Source organism: Desulfosporosinus acididurans, from assembly GCF_001029285.1.
Classification (GTDB): Bacteria; Bacillota; Desulfitobacteriia; order Desulfitobacteriales; family Desulfitobacteriaceae; genus Desulfosporosinus; species Desulfosporosinus acididurans.
The window spans coordinates 39,220-64,381 of record NZ_LDZY01000011.1; the positions used below are offsets into that span (position 1 = coordinate 39,220).

Annotated in this window: 24 protein-coding genes and 1 CRISPR repeat array; of the genes, 3 read left to right on the forward strand and 21 right to left on the reverse strand. The window is 43.0% G+C overall.

The window, feature by feature from the left end:
- Positions 1–30: 30 nt before the first annotated feature.
- Entirely contained in the window at positions 31–1,227 is a 1,197-nt protein-coding gene (locus DEAC_RS15415; RefSeq protein WP_047810974.1) for an aminotransferase class V-fold PLP-dependent enzyme, read from the forward strand.
- 172 nt (positions 1,228–1,399) lie between these two features.
- Here DEAC_RS15415 and DEAC_RS15420 read toward each other — a convergent pair whose 3' ends face one another.
- The 8 genes from DEAC_RS15420 to DEAC_RS15445 form a co-directional block, all read right to left on the reverse strand.
- Positions 1,400–1,597 (reverse strand): hypothetical protein, encoded by a 198-nt coding sequence (locus DEAC_RS15420; protein WP_047810975.1) that lies wholly within the window; start codon positions 1,595–1,597, stop codon positions 1,400–1,402.
- A gap of 864 nt (positions 1,598–2,461) precedes the next feature.
- The gene (locus DEAC_RS15425; protein WP_047810976.1) at positions 2,462–2,827 is read right to left on the reverse strand and encodes a hypothetical protein; all 366 of its coding nucleotides are present in this window, start codon (positions 2,825–2,827) and stop codon (positions 2,462–2,464) included.
- A 91-nt stretch (positions 2,828–2,918) separates the two neighbouring features.
- A complete protein-coding gene (locus DEAC_RS23320) occupies positions 2,919–3,107 on the reverse strand; it encodes a type II toxin-antitoxin system RelE family toxin (RefSeq protein WP_152671418.1) in 189 nt (62 codons plus the stop codon).
- Positions 3,104–3,361 carry a hypothetical protein gene (locus tag DEAC_RS23755; RefSeq protein ID WP_047810977.1) on the reverse strand — a complete coding sequence of 86 codons (258 nt, stop codon included), beginning with the start codon at positions 3,359–3,361 and terminating at the stop codon, positions 3,104–3,106. Before DEAC_RS23755 ends, DEAC_RS23320 begins: the two co-directional genes overlap by 4 nt.
- Entirely contained in the window at positions 3,319–3,669 is a 351-nt protein-coding gene (locus DEAC_RS24590) for an Rpn family recombination-promoting nuclease/putative transposase (protein ID WP_083996202.1), read from the reverse strand. The genes DEAC_RS23755 and DEAC_RS24590 overlap by 43 nt, the downstream gene beginning before the upstream one ends.
- A gap of 252 nt (positions 3,670–3,921) precedes the next feature.
- Entirely contained in the window at positions 3,922–4,218 is a 297-nt protein-coding gene (locus DEAC_RS15435) for a hypothetical protein (RefSeq protein WP_047810978.1), read from the reverse strand.
- A gap of 76 nt (positions 4,219–4,294) precedes the next feature.
- Entirely contained in the window at positions 4,295–4,531 is a 237-nt protein-coding gene (locus tag DEAC_RS15440) for a hypothetical protein (RefSeq protein WP_047810979.1), read from the reverse strand.
- Positions 4,532–4,584: 53 nt separating this feature from the next.
- Positions 4,585–5,007, reverse strand: coding sequence for a metallophosphoesterase (locus DEAC_RS15445; protein WP_053006465.1), 423 nt, complete (start codon positions 5,005–5,007; stop codon positions 4,585–4,587).
- Positions 5,008–5,180: 173 nt separating this feature from the next.
- Between DEAC_RS15445 and DEAC_RS15450 the strand changes: the two genes are divergently transcribed.
- Both DEAC_RS15450 and DEAC_RS15455 read left to right on the forward strand, forming a co-directional pair.
- Entirely contained in the window at positions 5,181–5,747 is a 567-nt protein-coding gene (locus DEAC_RS15450) for an HTH domain-containing protein (RefSeq protein ID WP_047810980.1), read from the forward strand.
- A gap of 148 nt (positions 5,748–5,895) precedes the next feature.
- On the forward strand, positions 5,896–6,195 hold the full coding sequence (locus DEAC_RS15455) for a hypothetical protein (RefSeq protein ID WP_047810981.1): 300 nt from the start codon (positions 5,896–5,898) through the stop codon (positions 6,193–6,195).
- 98 nt (positions 6,196–6,293) lie between these two features.
- On the opposite strand, the gene DEAC_RS23925 is transcribed toward DEAC_RS15455, so the two are convergent.
- From DEAC_RS23925 to DEAC_RS15510, 13 genes are all read right to left on the reverse strand, one after another.
- Positions 6,294–6,440 (reverse strand): hypothetical protein, encoded by a 147-nt coding sequence (locus tag DEAC_RS23925; protein ID WP_200903148.1) that lies wholly within the window; start codon positions 6,438–6,440, stop codon positions 6,294–6,296.
- A 189-nt stretch (positions 6,441–6,629) separates the two neighbouring features.
- Positions 6,630–10,034: direct repeats of the CRISPR family, unit length 32 nt; unit sequence ATTTCAATCCACGCTCCCGTGTAGGGAGCGAC.
- Between the two features lie 166 nt (positions 10,035–10,200).
- Positions 10,201–10,491: a CRISPR-associated endonuclease Cas2 gene (gene cas2 / locus DEAC_RS15460; RefSeq protein WP_047810982.1), complete on the reverse strand. Its 291-nt coding sequence runs from the start codon at positions 10,489–10,491 to the stop codon at positions 10,201–10,203.
- 10 nt (positions 10,492–10,501) lie between these two features.
- Positions 10,502–11,533 (reverse strand): type I-C CRISPR-associated endonuclease Cas1c, encoded by a 1,032-nt coding sequence (gene cas1c, locus DEAC_RS15465; RefSeq protein WP_047810983.1) that lies wholly within the window; start codon positions 11,531–11,533, stop codon positions 10,502–10,504.
- Positions 11,530–12,201: a CRISPR-associated protein Cas4 gene (gene cas4, locus DEAC_RS15470; protein WP_047810984.1), complete on the reverse strand. Its 672-nt coding sequence runs from the start codon at positions 12,199–12,201 to the stop codon at positions 11,530–11,532. The genes cas1c and cas4 overlap by 4 nt, the downstream gene beginning before the upstream one ends.
- A 257-nt stretch (positions 12,202–12,458) precedes the next feature.
- Positions 12,459–14,651 carry a CRISPR-associated helicase/endonuclease Cas3 gene (locus tag DEAC_RS15475; RefSeq protein ID WP_047810985.1) on the reverse strand — a complete coding sequence of 731 codons (2,193 nt, stop codon included), beginning with the start codon at positions 14,649–14,651 and terminating at the stop codon, positions 12,459–12,461.
- Complete coding sequence (locus DEAC_RS15480; RefSeq protein WP_047810986.1) at positions 14,648–15,532, reverse strand: type I CRISPR-associated protein Cas7; 885 nt, start codon at positions 15,530–15,532, stop codon at positions 14,648–14,650. Before DEAC_RS15480 ends, DEAC_RS15475 begins: the two co-directional genes overlap by 4 nt.
- Positions 15,522–17,651: a hypothetical protein gene (locus DEAC_RS15485; RefSeq protein WP_047810987.1), complete on the reverse strand. Its 2,130-nt coding sequence runs from the start codon at positions 17,649–17,651 to the stop codon at positions 15,522–15,524. Before DEAC_RS15485 ends, DEAC_RS15480 begins: the two co-directional genes overlap by 11 nt.
- Positions 17,641–18,315, reverse strand: a complete 675-nt coding sequence (locus tag DEAC_RS15490; protein ID WP_047810988.1) for a type I-E CRISPR-associated protein Cas5/CasD — start codon at positions 18,313–18,315, stop codon at positions 17,641–17,643. Before DEAC_RS15490 ends, DEAC_RS15485 begins: the two co-directional genes overlap by 11 nt.
- An 859-nt stretch (positions 18,316–19,174) precedes the next feature.
- Positions 19,175–19,366, reverse strand: coding sequence for a non-oxidative hydroxyarylic acid decarboxylases subunit D (locus DEAC_RS15495; RefSeq protein WP_282434458.1), 192 nt, complete (start codon positions 19,364–19,366; stop codon positions 19,175–19,177).
- 1 nt (position 19,367) lies between these two features.
- The gene (locus DEAC_RS15500; RefSeq protein ID WP_083996206.1) at positions 19,368–20,114 is read right to left on the reverse strand and encodes a UbiD family decarboxylase domain-containing protein; all 747 of its coding nucleotides are present in this window, start codon (positions 20,112–20,114) and stop codon (positions 19,368–19,370) included.
- Between the two features lie 59 nt (positions 20,115–20,173).
- Positions 20,174–20,320, reverse strand: a complete 147-nt coding sequence (locus tag DEAC_RS23610) for a hypothetical protein (RefSeq protein ID WP_161796459.1) — start codon at positions 20,318–20,320, stop codon at positions 20,174–20,176.
- A 58-nt stretch (positions 20,321–20,378) separates the two neighbouring features.
- Positions 20,379–22,799 carry a restriction endonuclease-like protein gene (locus DEAC_RS24240; protein ID WP_047810989.1) on the reverse strand — a complete coding sequence of 807 codons (2,421 nt, stop codon included), beginning with the start codon at positions 22,797–22,799 and terminating at the stop codon, positions 20,379–20,381.
- Positions 22,771–25,005 carry an MrcB family domain-containing protein gene (locus DEAC_RS15510; RefSeq protein ID WP_047810990.1) on the reverse strand — a complete coding sequence of 745 codons (2,235 nt, stop codon included), beginning with the start codon at positions 25,003–25,005 and terminating at the stop codon, positions 22,771–22,773. The genes DEAC_RS24240 and DEAC_RS15510 overlap by 29 nt, the downstream gene beginning before the upstream one ends.
- Positions 25,006–25,162 lie beyond the last annotated feature (157 nt).

The window sequence follows — 25,162 nt, forward strand, 5'->3', positions numbered from 1 at the left end:
GGCGAAGCCCTTACTAAAGGAAATGGTGTCATGAACGGATTATACTTAGATAATGCAGCCACTTCTTTCCCTAAAGCTCCCGGGGTAGCTGATGCTGTAGCCGGATTCTTATGCAATTGCGGCTGTAATATTAACCGAGGACTTTATACCGCATCCTTTGAAGCTGCCAATATTGTCTATGAAACACGGGAACTACTATGTAACTTGTTTAATTTTCCTAAACCGGAAAACGTAATTTTTACCAAAAATATTACGGAAAGTCTTAATGTTATCCTGAAAGGATTGTTGAAACCCGGAGATCACGTGCTTGTTTCTTCTCTGGAACATAACGCAGTCATGCGGCCTCTGGCTTCACTGGCCAAACAAGGCGTCGAAGTAACTGCAGTTCTCTGCAATCAAAAAGGGGAACTTTCCAGCGGCGACTTACGCCCGCAAATTAAGTCAACTACAAAAGCTGTTATTATGACTCATGCTTCCAATGTTAGTGGTACAATACTGCCTCTCGAAGAAGTCGGCCGACTATGCCGGGAGTATGACTTGTTTTTCATTGTTGACAGTGCTCAAACAGCCGGTTTCTTAACTATAGATTTTGATAAACTAGGTGCCGATGCCCTAGCCTTTACAGGCCATAAAGGTCTCTTAGGCCCGCAAGGAATCGGTGGTTTTTACCTTAATGAAAAATTAACCTCACTGGTTGAACCCCTAATCGAAGGGGGAACCGGAAGCGCATCCGATAGTGTTCTCCAGCCCCGCTGTCTGCCTGATCGTTTTGAAGCAGGCACCTTAAACTTGCCGGGGATCTACGGCCTCCATGCTGCACTTAAATACATAGCCGCAGAAGGAATTTCTGCCATCAAAGAAAAAGAGCTGGCTCTTGTGCAGAGGTTTATGGAAAATGTTCAAACCCTGCCGGGCATTCAGCTCCTCGGTCCCGACCCAAATCAAGACCGGACCGGGATCGCTTCTCTTAACTTTTTCAACCACGATAATGCAGACATCAGTTATCGACTATTTAAGAACTTTGGGATTATGACCCGCTGCGGACTTCATTGTGCTCCAGCAGCCCACCGGACCCTTGGTACTTATCCCCAGGGGACCGTACGCTTTAGTTTCAGTCATTTTAACTCCATGAAGGATGTAGACTTTACGATTCAGGCCTTAAGCTACCTGACTTCTCATGATGAAATTATAACATTACGGCCCCACCACCAGTCGCCCACCCCATAGAGAGGAAGGCAGCTAATGCAAAATCGCACGATGCCAAGCTATAGAATGCTCTTCCATTTAATATCCTATGTGCAAATTTCAGATAAAACTTATCGTCCATACAACGAATAGCAGAAAAATAGCAGTTTTGAGTATTGACAATTTTCTGTTCACTTCACAACTCCAATTAAGCTTACTCCCTAAATCCAATATCCCCTTCACGTTTTTCTAAGGAAAATACTTCAGCAAAAATAATATCTGAAATTTTATCCATCGCACCGTCAGAGATCTCATCTGCTATGGCCTTAAGTTGTGAGTATTCAGCCTTAGTGAGTTTAGGATACTTATTTAAGAGTATTTTCATTGCTGATACTGCTTCATCAAGATTCATTATAATTCCTCCCTCTATAATCCGAAAATTCCTCCCTCATATTATACCAATATAATATCAAACAGGTGTATCTCACTTTGTTTTATCATTTGGCTTTGGCGGGAAATTTCAATTAAAGGTAACGTTGCTGTGATTTCAAACATTGTTTTCTTCTCCTTCACTTAGCGTCTAGAGTTGAAACCCATTTCAGGAACAACAAGGTTAAGGTCTCCACTAAATCACTCCTTTTCGGAACAGATTTAGCTTCCCTCCACATAACATTATAATGATCATTTGTTGCTATTTGTAGGGCCATTTTTAATGAACTCTTCAGTTTCCCAACATACCTCATCGGTATCCGATAATTCCTATTGCTTAGCACACGATTTTTGGTAGATCAAGTAAAACTTGATTCAAGTAGAATTAGACTTCTTGCAGTATACAACGAAGTTATGCTTTCCGATAGTCTAAGAAAATTGGAACAGGATCATTTATTTCATGTAGAAATAATGTTTCAAAGCGCAGAGGGCAAGTTTCAAAGAATTGTCTTTCTCAGCTGTTATACTGAATTTTGTGAACTTTGATAAAGGAAAGGTGATCAAAGTGAAATTTGCGTCTATTCTGTTTCCTTTTTGACAATCTTAACCTGCAGTGATTTAAGAAGCGGGAAACCATCAATAGGATCATTGATCACAAAATCGTCATCCCGCATCATGTTAAAAATAATTATCACAGCCTAAAAAACAAACGAGTCCTTTCATCCAGCAAATACTAGATTAAGGACTCGTTCTGGTAAACTTATAAAAAGTTATACTCTATATTTCATTAACAGACACGCCTAAAGTCAACAGATAAAAGGACAATACGCTGTTCATACCCTTTGTCCTAAATTGTTTTTTCAAGCGCAAGCAGAGGGTCAAAGTCTGACAGTTTGCAAATCTCTTTGAAATAGACGAGTAAAATGAAGATTTCGCGGGGTTCTTCAAATTCATCGACATGCTCGATATTAATACCCTTCTCTTTAAAGAAACTTATCAGGCTTAACTCTTGGCGTTCTTCCTCGTTAAGTAAATTATACTGCTCTACTAGCTTCAGAAGCTTCGCCTGATTTTCTTCGTTAACTTCTATATTCGGGAAACGACAGTTGCTTGAGTTTTCTCCGAAGTATACCATCTCTTTGAAGGATGATTCCGGAAATTTCGTAACATCCCCCTGCTCCTCGGAATTCCAGATTACATATTTTTTTTGCATAGTTTAAAAATCTCCTTTAATGAATGTCAAAATCTTTTCCCTATAACTTCATAGCTTATAAAGCATATATTTATCAGGATCATTTAATTGGCTACAGAGCCAAGCCCGAGCACGTTAGAGCGAAGGTCTTAATTCTATAATTTTTGGAACTTCTTAGTTTCTTGATATCAACACGTTGTCCAGCGACAAAATGTTCCAGAGTTAAATACACTCGGTTTCGAGTATCTCTATCAAGTTTCTCCAGATCTTTCTTGGCACGTGTAGTAATGACTATATTCACAAGTCACCCAACTGCCTTTTAATTTCATCTAGACTATGGAGCCTACCAGCAGCAACGTCTTCTTCACCCTGGGCAATGGAAATCTCATCCTCCTCTGTCAAGTCTTCATCATCGTACAAAGGGTCGCTTAAGGCTTCCTCCATTGTTTGTCCAACAATTGATCTCAAATATTTAATTGCCTTTTGTAGTTCCTTAGCATTCATGTTTTTAGTCAGGAACCCAACTTCTTCACGCAATTTGTCTTCTGATAACACATTATTACCTCCCAGTCGACAAAAATATTAATACCCGTTGCCAAAACTTTATAAAAGTCTATAAAAGCCTTGTTTACTTCCCTATTCATCATGTCTGATTTTGTCCAAGGACTACTTTCATTTGGTGTAACACTCCAAGGGCTTAAATTCCGATGCAACTTAGCTGTGGATTGACCGATTGTTTTTTGTTCCCAAATGTTAAGAATGTATTTCAACAGTTGGAGGGCTCTCTTAGGAGATGGGTAACTTTTATGCTCAAAAAGAAGGTAAAGGTAACCGTCTTTAATATGAAGCTGTTTGAACGTAATATTTACAGGAGTAAAAACTCGTCTCCGGGCGGTGTAGCGATCTTAATTTAGCTTGCCCATTATAACGACTGCCTTACCTTAAGTATAGCATGGATGTTTATGAAATGAGAAAAGATTGGTTTAGATCACTGTAAAGCTTAACGCTATATAATACACTTTTCATGCCATGAAATCAATCAATTTGGTTACAGCAACCCCAATTCTCCTCGCACGACTTCATCGGCAAAAGACCCTTCTTCATCGTGGGCTGAATTATATCGATAACATTCTTTTCTTCTCCTTCACCTTCCCTACCTTCAATCCTTGGGTATTGATAAAAAAGTCGATTTCCTCATCATCACCTAAAACCGGGATACCTAGCTTCTCGGACCAGTACTTTTCCATTTCATACGAAGTTTCATCATCATATTGGGTTGGATCAATTAGGTATTCACTTTCATCTACACCGCCGTTATAGATATCGTTGGCACTGGTGATTCTTTCAAAACCATCTTTAGTCATGACTTTAATAATAATGCGTTTGTCAAAAATACTACTATCAATCGTCATAATATTGTCATCCTGATTCGAAACTTTATGATTGGACAGATCCGCTGGTACGTTCGACATGTAATACTGAAAAATATCAAATACAGGCCGCTTGAATTTCTTTTCTCGCCTCTCTAGTCTTCTCAATGCTTCCTGACCAGTGAGCTTGTTTCTGTTTACCTTCACTATTTTGAAAACTTGCTGAAGTCGTCAATTCCATGGGGATCTGGGCAAGAAACCCAATATAGTTATTGTCAATCTGCCAATCCACATAAATTCCAAAAAGATTATATTGTGCGGGGTAATTATTTTTAAGAATTAGTTCTTGATCCACTTTAATCCACTCCCTTTAAATCGTTAAGCGATGTTTTTCAATGGTTAAACAGCTTAGATAGCCATTGGATAGGCGAAACTGCGGTTACCTTGAACCTGATAAATTCTCGTCACAGTTCCCTCAGAAATCTCTAAAGCGCTTAACCATCCGTCGTATACACAACCTGTATCGAGGGCAATATTATTATGCAGTCTAACAGGCCGTGACTCCTGCGTGAGATATACCGTTGGAGTGTGACCAAAGACGACCGTTTTCCCTAAAGTATTGGGATACTTATAAAACTCTTCACGAATCCAAAGCATATCCCCTTCGCTTTGCTTCTCTAAAGCGACTCCAGGCCGAACTCCGGCGTGAACGAAAAGATAATCACCTAACAGAATCAAACGATCCTTTTGTAAATTAGGTTCCATTTTTGATAGTAGCCGTTGAAATTCGTCATAGCAGCCGTGTAAATCACCGATAACATAGATTTTCATGGTCTGTCCTCCCCTAAGATGTTGTTTTGCTTGAATCCATTGTCCCATATCCCTATGTCTAAAAGAATGAAGCACTGCTTCATTCTTTTTCGGATTGATTGAACTGCAAAGGTTAACTGCTAAATAAAATAACGGAGAATGTTAAAACTATCTGCTTGGAGGTCAAGTATCAAGTGAATGATATGAATATTACCCTGCAATACCTCATCAACGAAGCCTTTACGAAAGGAGCCGGGAAAGAAATCTTCGGCAAAAATAAAAAGAACCGGGAAGAAGCGGCAGAAAAGCTTACAGCCTGGTTCTCGAGCTATTATGGAGGAACACATGATGAAGCAGCCAAAGAAAACATTTTAAGTCTATCTATTTCATTGCTGAAAGAGAACAAGGATGAATTCACCGCGAATATCTCGCAGGGCATTCGGATTTATACCCGTGATAAATACCCTGTTGTAAGGAGAATTGAACACCTCGTGAAACACTTAAACAGCAAATATGAGTTTGGTTTGGATCTTACATTCCTCGAACAATTAAAAGCGAGAGACGGCTATGACCGTCTCCTTAAAATTTTAAAATATCTTCATTCCGGCAGCCATACTCGCGAAGAACTCTCTAAAACCTTCGGCATAAGTGAGCGGGCTTTAAGCGATGATCTTAACACTCTGAAAGATGGCTTTAAATTTATGGGCACAACAATGAAAATCAGTGAACTAGAACGTGGCCAAACACGTACAGTTCACTGATTCATCCAATTTTCTTAGCTTTAAACACTGCAGAAATCTATGCCCTCACCATAGGCCTAAAGTTGTTAGCTAAAGAACCCTATTCAACGACGAACTGAATCGAATCGGCGACCATATCTATGGACAACTTTCAGATTTTGCCCGAAGTGTGGTCGACAAACATGCTGAAACGGAGGAACTAAGATTTGGTAAAGAATCCGAACGCAAATTCCTGAACTCTGATGTGGTCATAAGTCAAGACAGGCCCTTTAGTTATTATTTAAAAGATGCAACTCCCTGTAAAGTTGTTTTCCTCTCCGACAGCATACAAAAGGAACTGTCAGGCACCTTAAGCCTGGCACCTGAAGGATTAGACCGTTTAAGGAAGGTAACTTTAGTGACAGATGAAGAAGAGTTTGTCCTTGATATTGAGCAAATATTAGGTATCCATAAGATTGAAAACGATTAAGCACCTTTGGCAACCCGTTGCATTCTTAATGTTACCCCTCTAAGTATCTCTATCAAGTTTCTATAGATCTTTCTTGGCACGTGTAGTAATGACTATATTCATAAGTCACCCAACTGTCTTTTAATTTCATCTAGACTATGGAACCTACCAGCGGCAACGTCTTCTTCACCCTGGGCAATGGAAATCTCATCCTCCTCTGTCAAGTCTTCATCATCGTACAAAGGGTCACTTAAGGCTTCCTCCATTGTTTGTCCAACATTTGATTTTAAATATTTAATTGCTTTTCTAATTCCTTAGCATTCATGTTTTTGGTTAGAAATCCAACTTCTTCATGCAATTTGTCTTCTGATAACACATTATTACCTCCCAGTCGACAAAAATATTAATGCCCCTCTTCTATGCTGGCTAATGTAGCCTATTGGCCCAGAAGATCAATTTCAATCCACGCTCCCGTGTAGGGAGCGACTTTACCGTCAAAGCCCGTGTCTGTCGCCATATTGGTATTTCAATCCACGCTCCCGTGTAGGGAGCGACTATAAAAGTCAACGCTGGGTAAAACCAGATATAATTATTTCAATCCACGCTCCCGTGTAGGGAGCGACATTATGACATACTTCACCCATACACTATTACAGAGATTTCAATCCACGCTCCCGTGTAGGGAGCGACGGATTTAATGTTGGGTTAAGCATGAACGGTGTTATTTCAATCCACGCTCCCGTGTAGGGAGCGACACCATGACACTAACGAAAACAAAATTAATGAAACAATTTCAATCCACGCTCCCGTGTAGGGAGCGACGTCCTATTTTCATCTCTCTCACCTCCCCCTCAATATTTCAATCCACGCTCCCGTGTAGGGAGCGACGTCTTATTAACAATATAATTTCCAGCAGGAATAAATTTCAATCCACGCTCCCGTGTAGGGAGCGACTTACTTAGAAAACTTGTTGAAACTGACGATCAAATTTCAATCCACGCTCCCGTGTAGGGAGCGACAAAATGAAATTAACGGCTATTTATAGGATCGATAATTTCAATCCACGCTCCCGTGTAGGGAGCGACTTTCATCCGAAAGAGAGAATTTGCTCTTATTCATATTTCAATCCACGCTCCCGTGTAGGGAGCGACGTCAAGATAGATATTTAGGCTGTCATGATAAATGTATTTCAATCCACGCTCCCGTGTAGGGAGCGACGTATAGTAGGAATGTAGTATGCAAATAAGTTGTATTTCAATCCACGCTCCCGTGTAGGGAGCGACGAGCGAACCATCGACATAAATGTGCACGCCCAAAATTTCAATCCACGCTCCCGTGTAGGGAGCGACCTAAACACAACAGATACTTTACACAAGACGCAAATTTCAATCCACGCTCCCGTGTAGGGAGCGACCTTCGTAGCTGATTTCGAAACCACTACCATAGCTATTTCAATCCACGCTCCCGTGTAGGGAGCGACTAATTTTTAATGATTATTGGTGTGATTAGTGAGATTTCAATCCACGCTCCCGTGTAGGGAGCGACCTGAGTGTTTTGGTTACAATTTCATCAAAATCATTATTTCAATCCACGCTCCCGTGTAGGGAGCGACGTAATCACTTTGCGCTGGCACCCCAATAAGTCCAATTTCAATCCACGCTCCCGTGTAGGGAGCGACTCCGCATTGCTTCCAACTGCCTTTGACGGATTCAAATTTCAATCCACGCTCCCGTGTAGGGAGCGACGCTTCTCTTCTTTAGGGCGGTGATATTATGCCAATTTCAATCCACGCTCCCGTGTAGGGAGCGACGCTTCTCTTCTTTAGGGCGGTGATATTATGCCAATTTCAATCCACGCTCCCGTGTAGGGAGCGACGTATATAATTCCAGTTTAATCGTGAATGAATCTCTGATTTCAATCCACGCTCCCGTGTAGGGAGCGACAGTACGTCTTTTAAGACTTTGCTAATCCATCCCGATTTCAATCCACGCTCCCGTGTAGGGAGCGACGGGCTTCCACATGGGATTTTTCAACGCCCACATGAATTTCAATCCACGCTCCCGTGTAGGGAGCGACCTCATTCCGAGTCTGCGAATATTGCATAATTGCAATTTCAATCCACGCTCCCGTGTAGGGAGCGACTGTGCTGGAAACTATTAAACATACTTTATAGGAGATTTCAATCCACGCTCCCGTGTAGGGAGCGACAACCCTTTTAGGAGACTAGTTTTTCCGTAGCCAGATTTCAATCCACGCTCCCGTGTAGGGAGCGACATTGGGATGTGGCAAAATTCAAATAAGGGGGTTGTATTTCAATCCACGCTCCCGTGTAGGGAGCGACCAACGTTGTTGCGGTTATCTTTCTTGACAAGACATTTCAATCCACGCTCCCGTGTAGGGAGCGACTTGCTAATCAGTTTCACAGAGTTGGCGAGTGCGATTTCAATCCACGCTCCCGTGTAGGGAGCGACTTCCGGCGAAAAAACCTTGCAAATTGTGCATCAATTTCAATCCACGCTCCCGTGTAGGGAGCGACACACAAGAAACCACTTAGAAAGACTCCTGAGTATATATTTCAATCCACGCTCCCGTGTAGGGAGCGACATGGCTCGGACGCGGGGTTATCGTACTGGAACCTATTTCAATCCACGCTCCCGTGTAGGGAGCGACTAGGGTGCGTGCTTGCCCTCTTCGGTGGTAACTGATTTCAATCCACGCTCCCGTGTAGGGAGCGACGATAAAACACCTGTTGTAGTGTCCATGACAAATGATTTCAATCCACGCTCCCGTGTAGGGAGCGACAAAAAGGTACTGAAGGTAATATTAACTTGGTAGAGATTTCAATCCACGCTCCCGTGTAGGGAGCGACCGATGGATTAAGATTGTAAATTACTACCTGATTATTTCAATCCACGCTCCCGTGTAGGGAGCGACGCTCCGATGCTCTTGCAATATCACGATAGCCAAATTTCAATCCACGCTCCCGTGTAGGGAGCGACGATCTTACAGAGATAGTTAAAGTAAATGACATGGATTTCAATCCACGCTCCCGTGTAGGGAGCGACTAACCTGAGTATATCTAGATGGTCTACTGGGATAATTTCAATCCACGCTCCCGTGTAGGGAGCGACAGTCCCTAAGTCATCAGCTAAACTAGATAGACTAATTTCAATCCACGCTCCCGTGTAGGGAGCGACTGAAATGCGAACCGAGCTGCAGATGCGTCATTTAATTTCAATCCACGCTCCCGTGTAGGGAGCGACGCTGAAGATGCGGTGGACGTTGGCGGCGAGAGTATTTCAATCCACGCTCCCGTGTAGGGAGCGACAAGGGGGCGATTATCATGTAACGCTCTGATTCGGTATTTCAATCCACGCTCCCGTGTAGGGAGCGACAAGTCGATGTTGTTAAGACAGCGCCCAGGGGATTATTTCAATCCACGCTCCCGTGTAGGGAGCGACAACCGATTGTGGCGATTGCTGGCGGGATGCTTTAATTTCAATCCACGCTCCCGTGTAGGGAGCGACAAATGACGCATCTGCAGCTCGGTTCGCATTTCATAATTTCAATCCACGCTCCCGTGTAGGGAGCGACATGCGCTGGATTATGGCGTTCTTTGGTGTTGAGACGATTTCAATCCACGCTCCCGTGTAGGGAGCGACGCGCGGATCCGTTGATCGGGCATTACCCAAAAGGTATTTCAATCCACGCTCCCGTGTAGGGAGCGACCGAATGATCATATCTGATGGAAAGGGCGGATGGATTTCAATCCACGCTCCCGTGTAGGGAGCGACATAAATCCAGCGCAACAGTAGCTTGTGACGTCTGATTTCAATCCACGCTCCCGTGTAGGGAGCGACGCAAAAATTAACAAAAACTATCTCCTACAAAGCAATTTTTGTCATTAAACCCCATATAATTACTAATCAAACTTTCTCTCTTCCATATCTCTACATATTTCAACAGATTACTTCTTATCTCGCGGTGCGAATCCCCCAGGGATTTTATGTTCGCTTCACATTCGCACTAAATAATCAAAGTGTCCTCAACATCAAAAGAAGCCTTTACTCCGATATGCTCAACCTTATCCTTGTAATTATTTCCTAGAAAATAAAACCTCAAGCTATCTTTCTCGATATCAATAATTTTCTCCAATTTGTGCTGTACTTCGCGGAACTTAGCCATCTCCAGCACGCATTCAAAAACCGAATTTTGAACGCGCTGTCCGTAATTCACACATTGCTTGGCAACCTGACGCAGCCGTTTTCTCCCTGCCGCTGATTGCGTATTTACGTCATACGTGATAAGCACTAAAATATTATCTCACCTACTTCCACATAAACGCTGGGTACCCGTCCAAATCCCCCCGGATAAACCGGGCAAGCAACATAGCCTGGGCATAAGGAACCAGTCCCCATTCTATTTTTTCCTGCAGAAAGGGATGCCTGATCTCCTCTTGCTTTCTGCTTTGCCATGCTTTAAGAATAGCTTTTCTCGTATCATCGTCCATAATAACCGCTCCGTTTTCCATCCGGGTAAAGCCCTTGCCATTGATTTCTCTTTTATTGACTAAAGAAATAACAAACCGGTCTGCATAAACTGCCCTCAGCTCTTCCATCAAATCCAACGCCAAAGAAATCCTTCCTGGCCTGTCCCGGTGTAAAAATCCCACATAGGGGTCTAAACCAACCGTTTCTAAGGCCGCTGCAGCATCATGGGCCAAAAGGGTATAGACAAAAGACAGCATAGCGTTGACGTTGTCCAGGGGCGGACGTTTATTCCGGGCTTTAAAATAAAAATCATCCTTTTGCTGAAGAATCAAATCGTCCATTACCCGAAAGTATTGGGCCGCGGCTTCTCCTTCAAATCCCCGCAGCTGCTCTAAATCCTGACTTTTTTCAACCAGCTTCAAAGCGTTAGCTAGGGTTTGGCAAACTCCTTTTAATTTGTCCACATCCAGCCGAGCCCCATGATCCCTGGTTGCCCGCTCCAATACCCAGCGGGCATTGTATATTTTTCCCAGTATAAAGGATTGAGCAATTTTATGGCTCTCCGCCGCATCCTCCGATAATCTGTATTGAGTTTTTCGCAAGGTAACATTGCCTTTAACTTCGCCAACCACTCTGCCTAGGAATTTTCCGCTGGACTTCATAAAACTCAAGGCGATATTGCGCTGGGCGCAGGCACCCATCAGAGCCGGACTGGCGCCGGTGTAGCCAAAAGCAATAATACTCTCCAGATTATGCAAGGGAACTCTCAGCGCCTCTGCCTCATCCTTTAAAATGACAATATTTTCACCATCAAGAGATAAATACGTATTGGTCGACGTCACATAAAGTGTATTCAATAATTTTCTCATTGATCAACCTCAATTTCCGCAATAGACTTCTTCATATAAGCCAGAGCCGAGGGATTTTTATATAGCTTAGGCAGGCAAAGCTCACTGAGGGAACAAGCTTTGCAGCCTTTGGTCGGCTTTACTTTAGGCGTATACCGTCGATCGTACAATTCATGCATCTCTCTGCAAATAGTCGTTACCTGTTCCCGGATCTCCTCGTCAAGCAGCACTTTAAGCCTACGTTTAGGTTCCTCATAGAACAGAAACCCTTCGGGAATTGTACACAAAAGCATTTCTTCCAGGCACATAGCCTGAGCGCATAATTGCAGGACGTCTACATTATTCTGCTTGGGCTTGCCTCGTTTATACTCTACAGGAATCGGCTTGTACCTTACCTCTCGACCAAAAAGAGTGACTCCGTCCCGGGCCTTGTGGAACTCCACCACATCACAAGCCCCGGTAATCCCTAAGGTACGTGAAAAGATTCCCATGCCCCGGGATATGATCAAATCTCCCCTCTTTTCCTTGATGGTATTGTCATGAGTTTTCTCGTGCAGGATTTCGCCCTCAACTGTGCGCAAATTCTCCTGCCACTGCTGTTCGATATGGATTAAAGCCCACTGTCGTTTGCAGAAAGCGAAATGCTGTATTCCGGACAGAAGCAGGAAATCTTCTTCATCATACTCCATTAAAAACCTCCAGACTCAATCCTTCTGAGAATTCTTCAGATATTTTATAACTACCAATATTTCAGAGTGATTCCAGCAACAGTAGATCCTGTAAGGTTCTATATACCTTTGTAGAGGAATACTAACCCATCGATATATGATTTCCAACCAAGCACCTTACAAACCTCCAACTACTCTCAAGACGAACAGGGAAACAATCATTTCAAAAAGAGCCGCGCTCGGTATTGCAGTTTTTACCACTATTAATCTATAGCTAATCAAATGATGATTGCTTCTCCTTTATACTTTTTTAATTTCACGATGCCGGCCATATAACCAAGAAAACAGTCGTATTCGAGATTCCACCTGTATATATAATCCATGATCATGGGCGTTCTCAATTCGTCCAACTTATATTTGGCAATTTGAACTGAGACTTTCTGCAATTCTTTCCAATCGACTTTTCCATATTGCAAGCGCTTTGCCACAGCCGGATCAACAACGACGAGACGGGTATTGCTGTCAATCACCTTGAAATCCTGTTCCACCTGAGGAAATCTTTTCAATTTCTCAGCGGTGACTAAATTTTCATGTTTTTTAGATAACCCATATAAAGCAATTTCATCAGCAAGGGATTGGGTACTCAATTCAGGCATAATGGTTTTGTTCTCTTCAAAATACCCTTTGAGAACAGCAGCAGCCTCCTTTAAACCTGGATTGAGCCTTAACAATCCGTCTTCCAAAATACAAAATGTCCACATTCCCGCATCATCAAGGAGGCCCTCCCGATTAACACGCCCCGAAACTTGCAGCAGCGATACCAGCGATCCAAGTTCGCGGAATCCATTTCTGAAAGACAGATCTACTCCGGCTTCAATACACGACGTTGCAATCAGAATCCAATTAGTGTCCTCTTTATCAGCCAAGCGTTCTTTAACTCGTTTAAGGGTGTTTTCCCGATCGTTTACGATCAATGCCGTAGACAAATGCTCGACATACTCTCGGCCAAAGTGTTCTGAAAAATAGTCCGCTAATACGGCAGCGCTTTGAACCGTGTTCAAGATAACCAGTCTCGGACCCGGAAACTTGTTGATCCACTCAGCAAGCTCCGCTATGCCTTTAGGAGATAAATCGCTATGATAAGAAATTCGGTTGTTTTCATAGACCGCAAGGCGCTTGCGCAGTTCGTTAGAGATGATTTCCGGTACAGAGTGGGAATTTTCGGTGCCGGCAATTTCCGGGATTGTCCAGTATCGATTCAGTGAACCGGAGGCCAGAACCCAGTAGCAACTCCATTCCGCAGCATAAATGTTAATCCACTTCCAGGCAATAGGCAGAAGTTTAGCCGGCAAAGCAGCATGGGATTCATCCACAAAAACGGCACTGCCGGGCAATTCATGCAATCGGCGCAGAGTTGAGGTAGAATTCGAGGCCAGCGTTTCAAAAAAAGCAACTGCCGTTGTGACAATAATTGGTGCCCGCCAAAGTGCGGTCATATGTCTGGCATCTTCGGATTCAAAGTCCGCCCGATGGTGCATCTCCGCTACAACCTCATCAGCCTTTTCCCCCGGCAAAACGAGAGCCTTCCGATAGATATCAACGGATTGTTTAATGATATTCGTAAAGGGCAATACAACAAAGATGCGCCGTAGTCTGCGCTTTTCCGCTTGGGCAAGCAAATGAGCCATAACCGCCGTCGTCTTTCCAGAGCCAACCGGACTGTCACAGGAGGTTATGTCGACGTTAATGTCGGCATCTCGACAAGCAAAATACATCTCATTGCGCAGAGCGTTCCGATCATCGTCGGTTCCTTTCTTCTTTAGCCCTGCAATATGCCGGTCTAATTGGTCAAGCCGTTCGGCGGCGCGCAATTTAACCGGACTCATTTCGGCTGGATACTGCTGATAATGAATCGCTGTATCGGTGTGATCAGCATCAGCGAGGCAGGATAAGAGCATCCGCAAGAAAACCGAAGGATCTCCTTTGATTTCCTCCCCACCGTAGTCAAAATGGCTATCAATGAGGTCGTTGTGGATTGCCTGCAATTCCGGCAGCTCTCTATCTACATCCAAAGCAATGGAACTATCCCGAAAAATCGCCTTATCACCCTTATCCATTTCGACAGTAAAATCAGGAAAGCCAATGTGGTGAGCCTGGATTACAGCGGCGGAATAAGCCGAAAAGTGTTTGTTATTCAAAAAATAAGCGACTCCTGCATCTACGTGATTATACGGAAGAGATTTTGATGATGTTTTCCCGGCAAGTACATCCTGATTTTCGTGGTTCAGTTTGCCTAAATCATGAAACGTGGAGGCTTTTTCCGTTATCCCTGATAGCAGTGTTTTGTCACAATTTGCATAACAGCTTATATCCTGGACATATTCCTGGGTAAGCGACCTGACACCACGAATATGTGCCAAGTACTCCTGCTCAGGAATATCATTTTTTTTACTGTGCGCGTAATAAATCATACCAACATCAGGTCGCTTACAGAACTCACCTTAGCCTGCAATTCTTCCGGCAGAGCAGTCTTATCCTCATAATCATCCCAGTTCATGGACGCAATGGTTGCCTCGCCAATACGCTTTGGCGTAAGCGTTTCTAAAAGAAGATAATCTGGACAACTGCCAAGGGCGTTCAGATGCTCAATATACCAAGCATGACGAATGCGCACATCAGTGCGAATGGCGGAACGATTCAAATCATAAGCCCTAGGAATTAAAAGTTTAAGCAAGTCAATATCTTCCTGCATGCAGCCGGTTTTGGCAGCATAATTGGGATTCACAAAAAACGGCATACAGTAAACGCCGTGTTCCACGATTCGGAAAGCCAAAGGAGCCATCCCCCCTTGTTTATCCTCTTGTACGCCGGCTTTTTTGGTATTTGTATGACGTATAACATTGACTGGCGAAATAGATACCCCCACACCAAATTGAACAACCCCCGTTTTGATAAATCCTTTATTAGCCCCTTTTTCTAAAAAAGTATTGCCAAAGACCCGAGCATCCCAATATTTTTGTACAAAAGTACTTTCTAAGAATTTCTTCTGATCAAAGTTTTTTACATCATTAGACATCTCACCTGTAATAGACTTCAAGTCACGGCCGCGGGACTCCAATATGCTGTATCGCTCTGAATTGTTTACATAGGTCTCTGGAAGGCTTTGAAAAAATAAGCTGTCGTGATCCTCCACTAAATCGCGCAGCTTACGTTTAAAGGAAACAGGTGAAATTTCACCCAGACCATTGGGACGCTGGCGAGGATCGCTCTCTCTGTCTGGATCGCCGTTCGCATTTGAGTTTACAACTTCAATGACCAAAAGACCGGTTGCGCGCCTAATTTCAGTGTTCATGCTTGACTCCTCCTATACTATTATCATTAACGTTGTCGTCAGCGCTTGCTGTTACTGAAGACTCTCTTTTGGGAAACGATGCCAGATAACCAATAAAAAGCTGTGCTTTATCAAAATCATTGAAACGTGTTACATCCCCCATCGCAGGATACAATTTGTTTGCCACATCTTCATATAAACGAAGAAGCCAGCCGGCTATCCTAGTCCCCTCATTTTTTGTTTTGTCCTTAAAGCGATATTGTTTGGCCCAGGTTATATAGGGATTCATACGAAGAGACAATTGAGCCATGGCCTGATAGGGCGTTTCCCCGGCTGTAGCAAACAACGCACTGCCCACCAGCTGTGGAGGAACATCCCCGCGTACAACGTTACAGTACAAGGTATGCAGTTCGTCGGAGATTTTCAAAAGCTGTCCGACTAAATAAGCCATACTTTCCATGTAATTCTCCTTTCTAGCACCCCGTTTATAAAGTAGCAGCCCAAGAACAGACAACAGAAAAACCGTTTCATTCTTTAATTTATCTAGAGCTCTTTCCTCTGTCTTGTCCTTGCATTTTGAACCGCCATGCACCCAGTTACCAACATAGCTTACCAGCCCGGATGAATGGGTAAGTACGATATGTAGGTAATTGCCTATCATACTTTCCTGCATAAGATCAAGAAGCAATTCCATTCCCTGATAATATTTCATTCGTTCAACGGCAGTCTTGCCTTGCGCCAATTCCCCGTTTTGTTTCCAGACATTGTTGACGATTTTTGCCACTTGTAGCGGGAAAGGACTTTTTCTCTCACCTAGATCTGTTTCTGGCGCGTTACGGCAGCCGGCCATCCATTCCTCCGCCGCTTGAATCAGCTGGTCCGGCGAACAATTTCGAGTAAAGATCACCTTTGAACGAGCTTTGTCCAGTTTGCGGATTGTGAATATCTGAATAAAATCCGACTTCTCCTTCGTCGGAAGACCTTTGAGCGTCCTAATAAAATCTTTGGCATTGTTTTCAAAACGTGCTTCCGACTGGGCGGAGCTTTCAGCTTGACTGGTACCAAAAATTGAAGCAAATCTTGGCGAAGTTTCCGACAACTTGGAAGGGTAAACAAATATGATTTCGTTCTTATCGATTTTTCGCCAAGTAATACCCTCCCGCTCCAAGCCTGCAACCCATTCCAATGATTTTTTGGCGAAAGAACGATTTTCCAGGGCAATTGGATAGGAAGCATCATCTATCTGCTCATAACGATACTGACAAGGCTGTCCACTGAACATTGAACGCAAGATTACATCAAAGCCATTGAGTTTCACGCTTGGCATAGGTTCATTTGGGTTAACAAAGGGAAGCCCAAATGCGTCAATGCCAACAACCTCGGACTGTTTAGATATAGTCAGCAAGCTGGATTCCAACAGCCTATCGTTAATCCATTCGGTGGCGTGTTGGCTTGTTACGGGATAGCCATACTGTTGCCATTCAAACAAATCCAAAACAACTGAAATTGATACACCAGTATCAGCGTTATGATTTTTCTGTGGGTTACCTTTATGGAATAGCATAGCAAGCAGAATGCCTATGTCCTCTTGTTTTTGAAGCTTCGCGAAAACGCATTTTTCCAGTGCGGACTTGAAACTTCTATTAGGCTCGTTTGTGAAACCATCCGCTAAACGAATTAATTCTGAAACGAGAGTTCGTTCAGGTTGTTCTTGATTTCCAATTAAATCTGAAAGGGTCTGGGAAATATTATGCAAGCTTCTATCAACTTTTTTGACAATACTTTCTTTCCAATTGTCATTAACACACCATGATTTAATTTTGTCTAAATCGGGGGGGATACTACCCTTTTCAATTTGTTCCAACTCGGAAAGTTGTTCTTTTTCGGTGATACGGTATAGGGGAACAATATTGAAAGCAGGAAAGGTTCCTTGATTGTTCCCGTATTTTCTCAGTAACTGGGCAAGCTCTGCACTTATGCTCTCAATTCCACGAACCGAGCCGTCCCGGGCAAGCCATATTCGTATACAGGGTGCTTTGGCAGTAACCTTGGGTAAGGGTTTATATTCTCTATGCCATTCCCTGGTGCTAATTCCTTTATTCTTTAAAGCAGCAGACAAACTATACAATTCATTGAGCATAGTTTTCACTCCCTTTAGGGTACTCCAGCACGCCGTTTTGAATGACAAGGTTATTGTCGTACACATAGGAAACCGGAGAAGCATATCCTTTGGAAAAAACCTGTCTTAACATGGATGGTATAATTACGGGGAGCGCATCGGACATCACCTGTGTTGTGTCCCGAAATTCGCCAAAATAGGAGGGCGTAAATTCTCTCCACCCCAATGAGGGAATGGAATAGCACTGACCTCGTTTAAGTCTTCTTTCAAAAATACTTTGATAAGCATGGCCGGGTGAGGTCGTTTTTTTATCCCATTGCACGGCTCTTTCCGGCAATCTGCTTTTTTCTTTATTGGGAATAACTTCTGCATACAGTCTATAACAGACATCAATTAACACGGTGGCATACAACTGATAATTATTTCCGTCTTTAATTGATTTAGGATTTCGCAAAGGTCCTCCATAGTTAGTGCAATAAGAGTGGTATTGTATGGGAGCACACAACTCCACTTTTGCAGGGATTATTTCTACATCCGGCCCCCATAAGACGGATTCAAAAATAGCCTTGGCTGCAGAATATGTTGGTGCTGGATAGCTGACCGGACAGTCACCGCAATCCGGTCTTGTCCACATTGCGTTGTTGCCGGCTATCTCCATTGCAATAGGATAAGACAATCGTACCACGAACATCCTCCTCTCTGATAAATTTATGCCTGTCTTCTTAATTATAGCTCTTCCTTTGCCATATTTTGTGTTGTATTTTGTCGTTATTGAGCTTAATACATAAAAAGAATGTCTTAACCAAGTTCTTGGAAGACATTCTTTTTACACAAAAAAACATATATTTTTTTAATCATTGTTAAAAAGAAAAGTCGATCAAAATCCTTTAATAGAATTGCCCTGAACTTCCTAGTGCAGCCCAGAGCAATCTAATCCGATGGTCAATTCATAATCTTCCTGATTTCCTCTTCACTCAGTCCTGTAGCCCTTACAATCATGTCAATTCCCATACCTAGATTCAGCAAATTTTCCGCTACTTCCGGTTACCCTTTTCTATACCTTTCTCCATGCCTTCTGTGATCAATTTTTCGGCAATAGTCATGACGATTTCACTCCTTTCTAAAGAAATCTCTTTAGCTAACTCAAGCTAACTCATAGACCGTCTGAAATTCTAAATCGTTCCTGGCATTCATGATATAGCGAATAAAAGTCTCGAAGTATTCTAGCCCATTCCAGCTGACTAAATACCTGGAGCGATTCTTCTAGAGTTTTCAGAAATACCATGTAATCCTGTTCAAAAACATCTGAAGTTTGACGCTGCCTTTGATGTCCGCGTTACTATAGCGAGAAATATTATAGAGCAAGTAAGAAAAATCCGGAAGACAACCGGCAATGGCAAGAAGAAGTTGATCATAATCTTCGATCAGGCCTGAGAGTTTCAGCGAATTGGTCCAGCGGGCTTGGCCATGATTATCTAGGTTTGCTTTTTAAAATGGAAGATTTTAAAAATATTAAGCATCATATTCATACCTGCCGCCAGCGGTCAGGCCTTTAATAAATTGGAAATTGGAGGTATAACTTCAAGCGCAGAAATTTTTTCCGGATTAATCTTAAATTTGCTATCATACTTTTCCGGATTAGTAATATCTTCGCTTTCAGTAGACCGCCAAGTAAAATCACAGGTTTTACATATATAGACTTCCCAGGCATTGTCAACAGGTGCCTTTGTAAACAATTCAGCCGTTTTTGAGATAATCCATCCAATAATCAGTTTTCTCTGGCACTTCCAACAGTTCAGTTTCCCGGGCAACATCCGGAACAACCGAAGTTGTTGCATCGATAATCATCTTGGTATGCATTCCTGCAGGCTCTGATGATAGATTTAACAGCATTCCAGGAGCATTCGGAATAATGACCACATCCTTATCTGGACGTACTCTTGTTGTTAACGACCACATAACTTGGGGTAAATTGAACGGATCGACGAAATCATCAACCACGATGATAATTTTTGAATTGGGCATCCCATGGAGGGTTGAGAGAAGTCTCATGGCTACAGCTTTGCCGTACCCGCCAAATCTGCATTTAGTAGAAATTATAACGCCGATTCCATGAGTATACATAGCATTAACAGCTACAACTTCTGGAAAATCCCTCTTTAACTGCCTATACAAAGGAATACTGGTATTGAGAGCCATCAAATAATCAATTTCAGTCCACGGAATACCCAGATACAAATTTTCAAAGATAGGATTTAGGCGGTGGGTAATCGTGTGGATTTTAACTTCAGGTTGAAGCCTGGCTCCAGAATAACTTCCCGGAAACTCACCAAACGGCCCTTCGATTTTTCGTTCTCTTGATAATTTGGTTCGTTCCTTAACCAATATTTTTTCAATTATCTTCCTGTCTGAAATATCCTCAAACTCTGTAATGCTACCGCTCTGAAATTCCAGAATTGATTCAAGTTCCAGGATCCTCGCCATTCGGTCATCTCTCTTGTTAACTTCATCTATTCAACCGGATCGTTACGCCTAAGGCTGGGTCAAGGTTTTGACAGTTCTCTGTGTTCTGCCTTCACAAGATTGCGGTCTACATAGCCCTTTTCTTCAATCAAAAAAAGCGCTCGTTCCTGTTTGATGAGTCTCTTAATCTCCTCTTCTAACTTCGCGATGCGCTCAATATCTATCATCGCATAAACAAACAACAATTTAATGCCATATATAATCTCAACAATTTGTGAAATTATTCTAACCTTCTGCTCCCTGCCAGTCCACCTTCACAACCCGACTCGCCTTATCCACATACTCGTCATCCAACTCCACATGAATTTCACCTAACCGTCGTTTCTCCCGCCACTCCTTTAACTCTTCTTCCGTCTCAAGCTTGAGCTCGGCAATGAACTGAGCACGCTCGAGTATGTAGGTTGAGGTGAACAGATAGGTTTGAATTCCATAACCACCTGGCTTAATGGGGAAAGTGCGTTTTGCCCAGGAGTTAATTTCAAATAGAACGTAGAGCTCATTTTCTTTTCCAGGAAGGGGCTTGCGAACCGTAATTTCCTTACGACGTACGACGCTCCAGGTTTTGATTTGACCGATCCACCAGACTCCACTTTCTTTGGGCCCGAAAGCGCGGTTAGATTGGTATAGTCCAATGTACTCCAGTTGGGTTAAGATCGACTGTTCTTGGTACAACCCCTTAAGCGGAATCCAGTATTGCTTGCGGTCTAAGCAAAGGGAAAGTTGCTGCTTATCCCGCATTGAGCCGATGAGTACATTTTTCCCGTTAAGCTTATCCTCGTAGTACTGTTTCGTTCCACGGGGCTGTGTGGTGCGTTCGAAGGCTTTTTCCGGGCTATCCAAAATCAGTTCATCCAGGAATTCTTCCATCAGCTTTGTTGCTCCCGGTAAAAATGGAAAGGCACCGACGTTAACTTTATTGATACTTTTATAAAAGCGATGTTCGCGAAATCTTTCTTCATCATCATAAGGAAACAGGATATAGGCCCCAAACATACTCCGCTGATACTCCTTCGTCTTGGGATCCTCATAAACGATCGCATCCCGGTAACGATGCATTGTATTAATATCCTCTTCTTCCGGGCCAGGGCTTCTATACTTTGAGCCGTACGGTGTCCCTTCATAGGCAGGGTTTATACGGTATTTGGCATCAAAAATATACTTGTATTCTACAGCAGAATGTTCCTTCTTCAGGGCTAACACATTATCCGGCCGTTGAGCTAAGGTCGGAATATTTTTATCCTCTGTGGGCAAAGCGTTATAGAAAAGTGTAAACAACTCATCATTTAACGGATTGCGATACGTCACACTGGCTTTTTGCGAACGGTCTAAAATCACAAACAACCCCTGCTGGTTTACGCGGATAATATCTTGCCGAACCAGTTCATACTTTTGCTTAAGTAAACTATGAATCTTGAGGAAACACCAATACTCATAGAGTTGGGCCAAATCCTTAAGCGAGAGGCGGAAAAGATCTCCTTGAATCGTCAATCCTTTCATTAATAAGAGATAGAATCGGTAAACATCCCGATAGCCCGGTGCCATTTGCAAGACTAAGGTGACCGAGATTTGTTTAATCTCCCCGACGTCTCTCAAAAACTCCATCTCAGAAAACCGATCCAATTGCCGAAGCATTTCGTCCATCTGCTTTAACAAAACAGGATCGGTAATTCTTTCCATCACCAAAACGCGGCGGCGCAGCTCTTTTAGTTTTATAGTAATCCGTGAGAACATCCATTTTAGGAAGCGATTTTCCTGGGTATCATAATTGATCTGCCGTCTTGCTTCCCATAAATGAGTCGGACGAAAGTATTTTCCTTGTATCAGAATTAAGCCATAAACAGGATCCTCAACGAGTCGCTGAGGATGCTTGGCTAAATAGGATGAATTCGACTTATCCACTCGTTTGACCTGCTCCGCACGCCTCACTTCACGTATGGCCGTTAAGCGATGATGCGGTGCAGCCTGGATCCGTTCAATCGCTCGACCGAGTTGACCAAAGACACTTCTTAGAATAGTAAAAAACTCGGTAAGACTTTGGTTATGTGTATCCCTCAGCCCTGTTAACTGATAAGTGCGACGAAGGAAATCGAAGGCCAGGTTATAGATTTGCTCATTCACTTCGAAGAGTATTCTCTGGTAATCCCTTTGATAGTCCATCTTCGCCGGAAAGATCTCCAAGCGAAGGCTTAACAGAGTATTCCCCTGGGAGCGAATCTCCAAATCCGTATACCCTACTTCATTACGGAAGTTTAAAATCCCTACCAATAAATCCTTCCCCAGGGACTTTACGGCTTGCCGTAAATGAAGGTTCTCATGAAAAAAGCTCAAGGGTTCAGTCTGTTTATTCTGAAGGACGATTTCGTATTCCTGATTTTCAAAAAAGATGGGAAAGGATGCATTCTCCTCAAAGGGAAGTAATTCCATGGCTTGGGGTGAAAAAAGTTTTATCGTCTCCATCGTTAAAGTCGGAGCTGGAACAATCTGTAGGGTTGAAGCCACCCATTCCTCTTCATCTCTCCGATGTAACTGCAGAGCTTCAACACTAGGGTGAAAGGGCTTTCCCTGGATATAAAGGTCAAACCGATCCGTCTCAATGTGCAAAAGCTCCCGACTTTCTTTAAGTGAGCCAGAATGAGGTAAAGCCATCTTCTTCCATCCTCCGCAGCATATAGGCAATTTTCCGCGCACTCTTGGCAAAACATGCTGCCGGTTGGTCGGATCGACTCCGCCAACGTAAATAAAGCTCCGAAGCATCCTCCATCAGTTCCTCAACATTTAACCGTTGCCCTACCGCAAAAGCCATCAATTGGATGAGCACACGCTTTAAGGAGGAATGGCTCCCTTGCAAACGTGGGAGAATCTTTTGTAAAAGCTGAAGGTCAAAGGCTTCATCTTCGGCCAAAAGTCCAAATCGCTGATCATAGACCATATAGATACAAATGGCATCACGTACGCGAAAACCAATATTCGCATGAACCTCTGCCAAGATCTCGTTAATCTCCACTAAACGTTCCGTCGTCCGTTGGATCAACGCTTCATTACCAGGAAAGGCATCCTTTAGAATCAAATAATCGCTTGCTAAAAAGGATTGGGCTAAAGTTAGTCCATCAAACTCTAAAGCTTCATCCTCCTCAAAAGGAAGCTGGTTCAGGTCGATCTCATTAAACTCAAGGGTTTGCGCCCGATCGAGAACTTTCTTGCTAAAGGGATACGTCGTTTCATCCATATTCACAGTGCCAATAATGTACACGTTATCGGGAATACCCACGGAAGTAGGCTCTTGCCTCGGCCCCTCTATCCTATCTGCAGAATCCTTAATAACTTGAAGCTCCTCTTCCCCGACAAGGATATCCGTTATGATCCGACCGTCTTGCCAGCGCCGAGTTTCCATGACACTTAACAGATCACTAAAATAATGCTCTACCCGTGCTAAATTCATTTCATCAAGACAAACGAAATAAGGCTTGTCCTTATTCTCGGGTTGTGAAGCTGTCAAAAAAACTTGCGTCAATCTGCCGGGTTTAAATCGGCCTGTCAGATCCAGGTAGCCAATCAAATCCGAGGGATCACTCCAATCGGGCCGAACCGGGATAAGGTTAAATTGATGATTGCTTTCCGTAGCCCCTAGTGCTTCAGCAAAAAGTTGGACGAGTTTAGTCTTTCCGGTTCCTGATATGCCCGCCAGGATGAGAAACGGCTTAGTGCGCAGTGAAAGGTAATAATTCTCGATCAAGTGCTCCGGAAATGTAAACCCTTTCCTTGTGATATAGCTTTTGATCTGTTCGAGAATACTTTGGACATCTCGATCGCTCACTTTGTTCACGTCTTCTTCCCCATCCTCACCATCAACCTCTATTTGGGATTGGACATAGCACTCATAGTTCTCCATCATGTTTTTTAAATCTTTGATTAAGATATCATCGTTAGGCAAGTGATCCCGTTCATAGCGGATATAAGCAATCGTGGAAACTTGATAATCCTTACCTAAACCACTGGATGTTAAAAAAATGTTCTGATCTTTTTGCATTCCTTCTAATGGCAATTTAGCTCGAATCTCTTTGACCCTCTTTTCAAGATATTCATAGCCTAAACGTCGCCCCTGCTTTAATGGAACTGTAACCCCTTGATTCAAGGTAAGATAAACGGACTCCATGTTTTCCGAAAAGAGATAGACAATATATTCTCCGTGTTGAGTTGTATCCGTAATCCGTTTATCCATAATGGCGATCCAAGGCACGTTTGCCCAGTTACCCATGCCTACCGACCCCTGGACCTTGTACCGCTCATCGATAAAGGGGAGGTTCTGTAATTCTTGGGGAAGCGTTTGCCGCAATAAGGTTCCCAGAGGATGAGCACTAAACGGTTCAGCTTTTGACTTAAGATAGTTATTCATAAGTTGTGAGATCAACGAGGTAATTCTATCTGGGGCCGGCTGGTTTTGGTTTTGGTAGTACTCCTCTATCTCTTGAAGGGCAAGTGCTCGAAGTTCCTTAACAACAGAAGGATTAAGCAAAGAAAGTACATTTGAATGGAATCCAATCATATCTTTGGAAAAGTCAGCCCAGACAATACGCGGCCGAGAAAGTGCTTCGATGGGATTAGTAATCACACTTCTCATCTGTTGAAGTGAGGCTTTCTGCCAACTCGAACCAATATTCACAGTTGGAGTGTCCACTGGAAAATTTTTTATTTCACGTTCAATTAAAGTCTGACGAAAACGTTCCGTAATCTTGGTAAGAGAAACCCCTTTTGTCCCAGGAGCCCCTTCATCTAAAAGAGCAAGAATAAGAACCATTTTATACGATTTTTGCTTTGATCGAAAAATATTAGCTAGCACTGACGGTAGAGACATTTTGAATCCTCCAAGCAGGAAATATATACCTTAAGTATAGCATGAATGTTTATAAAATGAGAAAAGATTGGGGAAACCCAATCTTTTCATCCATCTTTTCAGATCCATTTAATTGTTACGATTATAGAAGGGGCTGGCCCCTTTACTATGGCGAAGC

What these genes read in the sequence shown, in the direction of transcription:
- DEAC_RS23925 (WP_200903148.1), bottom strand. Translation starts at nt 6,440, where the DNA reads ATGGAGGAAGCCTTAAGTGACCCTTTGTACGATGATGAAGACTTGACA.
- DEAC_RS15500 (WP_083996206.1), bottom strand. Translation starts at nt 20,114, where the DNA reads ATGGCGAGGATCCTGGAACTTGAATCAATTCTGGAATTTCAGAGCGGT.
- cas4 (WP_047810984.1), bottom strand. Translation starts at nt 12,201, where the DNA reads ATGGAGTATGATGAAGAAGATTTCCTGCTTCTGTCCGGAATACAGCAT.
- DEAC_RS15435 (WP_047810978.1), bottom strand. Translation starts at nt 4,218, where the DNA reads ATGACGATTGATAGTAGTATTTTTGACAAACGCATTATTATTAAAGTC.
- DEAC_RS15425 (WP_047810976.1), bottom strand. Translation starts at nt 2,827, where the DNA reads ATGCAAAAAAAATATGTAATCTGGAATTCCGAGGAGCAGGGGGATGTT.
- DEAC_RS23610 (WP_161796459.1), bottom strand. Translation starts at nt 20,320, where the DNA reads ATGATAGATATTGAGCGCATCGCGAAGTTAGAAGAGGAGATTAAGAGA.
- DEAC_RS15445 (WP_053006465.1), bottom strand. Translation starts at nt 5,007, where the DNA reads ATGAAAATCTATGTTATCGGTGATTTACACGGCTGCTATGACGAATTT.
- DEAC_RS15485 (WP_047810987.1), bottom strand. Translation starts at nt 17,651, where the DNA reads ATGCTCAATGAATTGTATAGTTTGTCTGCTGCTTTAAAGAATAAAGGA.
- DEAC_RS15510 (WP_047810990.1), bottom strand. Translation starts at nt 25,005, where the DNA reads ATGTCTCTACCGTCAGTGCTAGCTAATATTTTTCGATCAAAGCAAAAA.
- DEAC_RS15475 (WP_047810985.1), bottom strand. Translation starts at nt 14,651, where the DNA reads ATGATTTATTACGCGCACAGTAAAAAAAATGATATTCCTGAGCAGGAG.
- DEAC_RS15420 (WP_047810975.1), bottom strand. Translation starts at nt 1,597, where the DNA reads ATGAATCTTGATGAAGCAGTATCAGCAATGAAAATACTCTTAAATAAG.
- DEAC_RS15480 (WP_047810986.1), bottom strand. Translation starts at nt 15,532, where the DNA reads ATGAACACTGAAATTAGGCGCGCAACCGGTCTTTTGGTCATTGAAGTT.
- cas1c (WP_047810983.1), bottom strand. Translation starts at nt 11,533, where the DNA reads ATGAGAAAATTATTGAATACACTTTATGTGACGTCGACCAATACGTAT.
- DEAC_RS15415 (WP_047810974.1), top strand. Translation starts at nt 31, where the DNA reads ATGAACGGATTATACTTAGATAATGCAGCCACTTCTTTCCCTAAAGCT.
- DEAC_RS24240 (WP_047810989.1), bottom strand. Translation starts at nt 22,799, where the DNA reads ATGGCTTTACCTCATTCTGGCTCACTTAAAGAAAGTCGGGAGCTTTTG.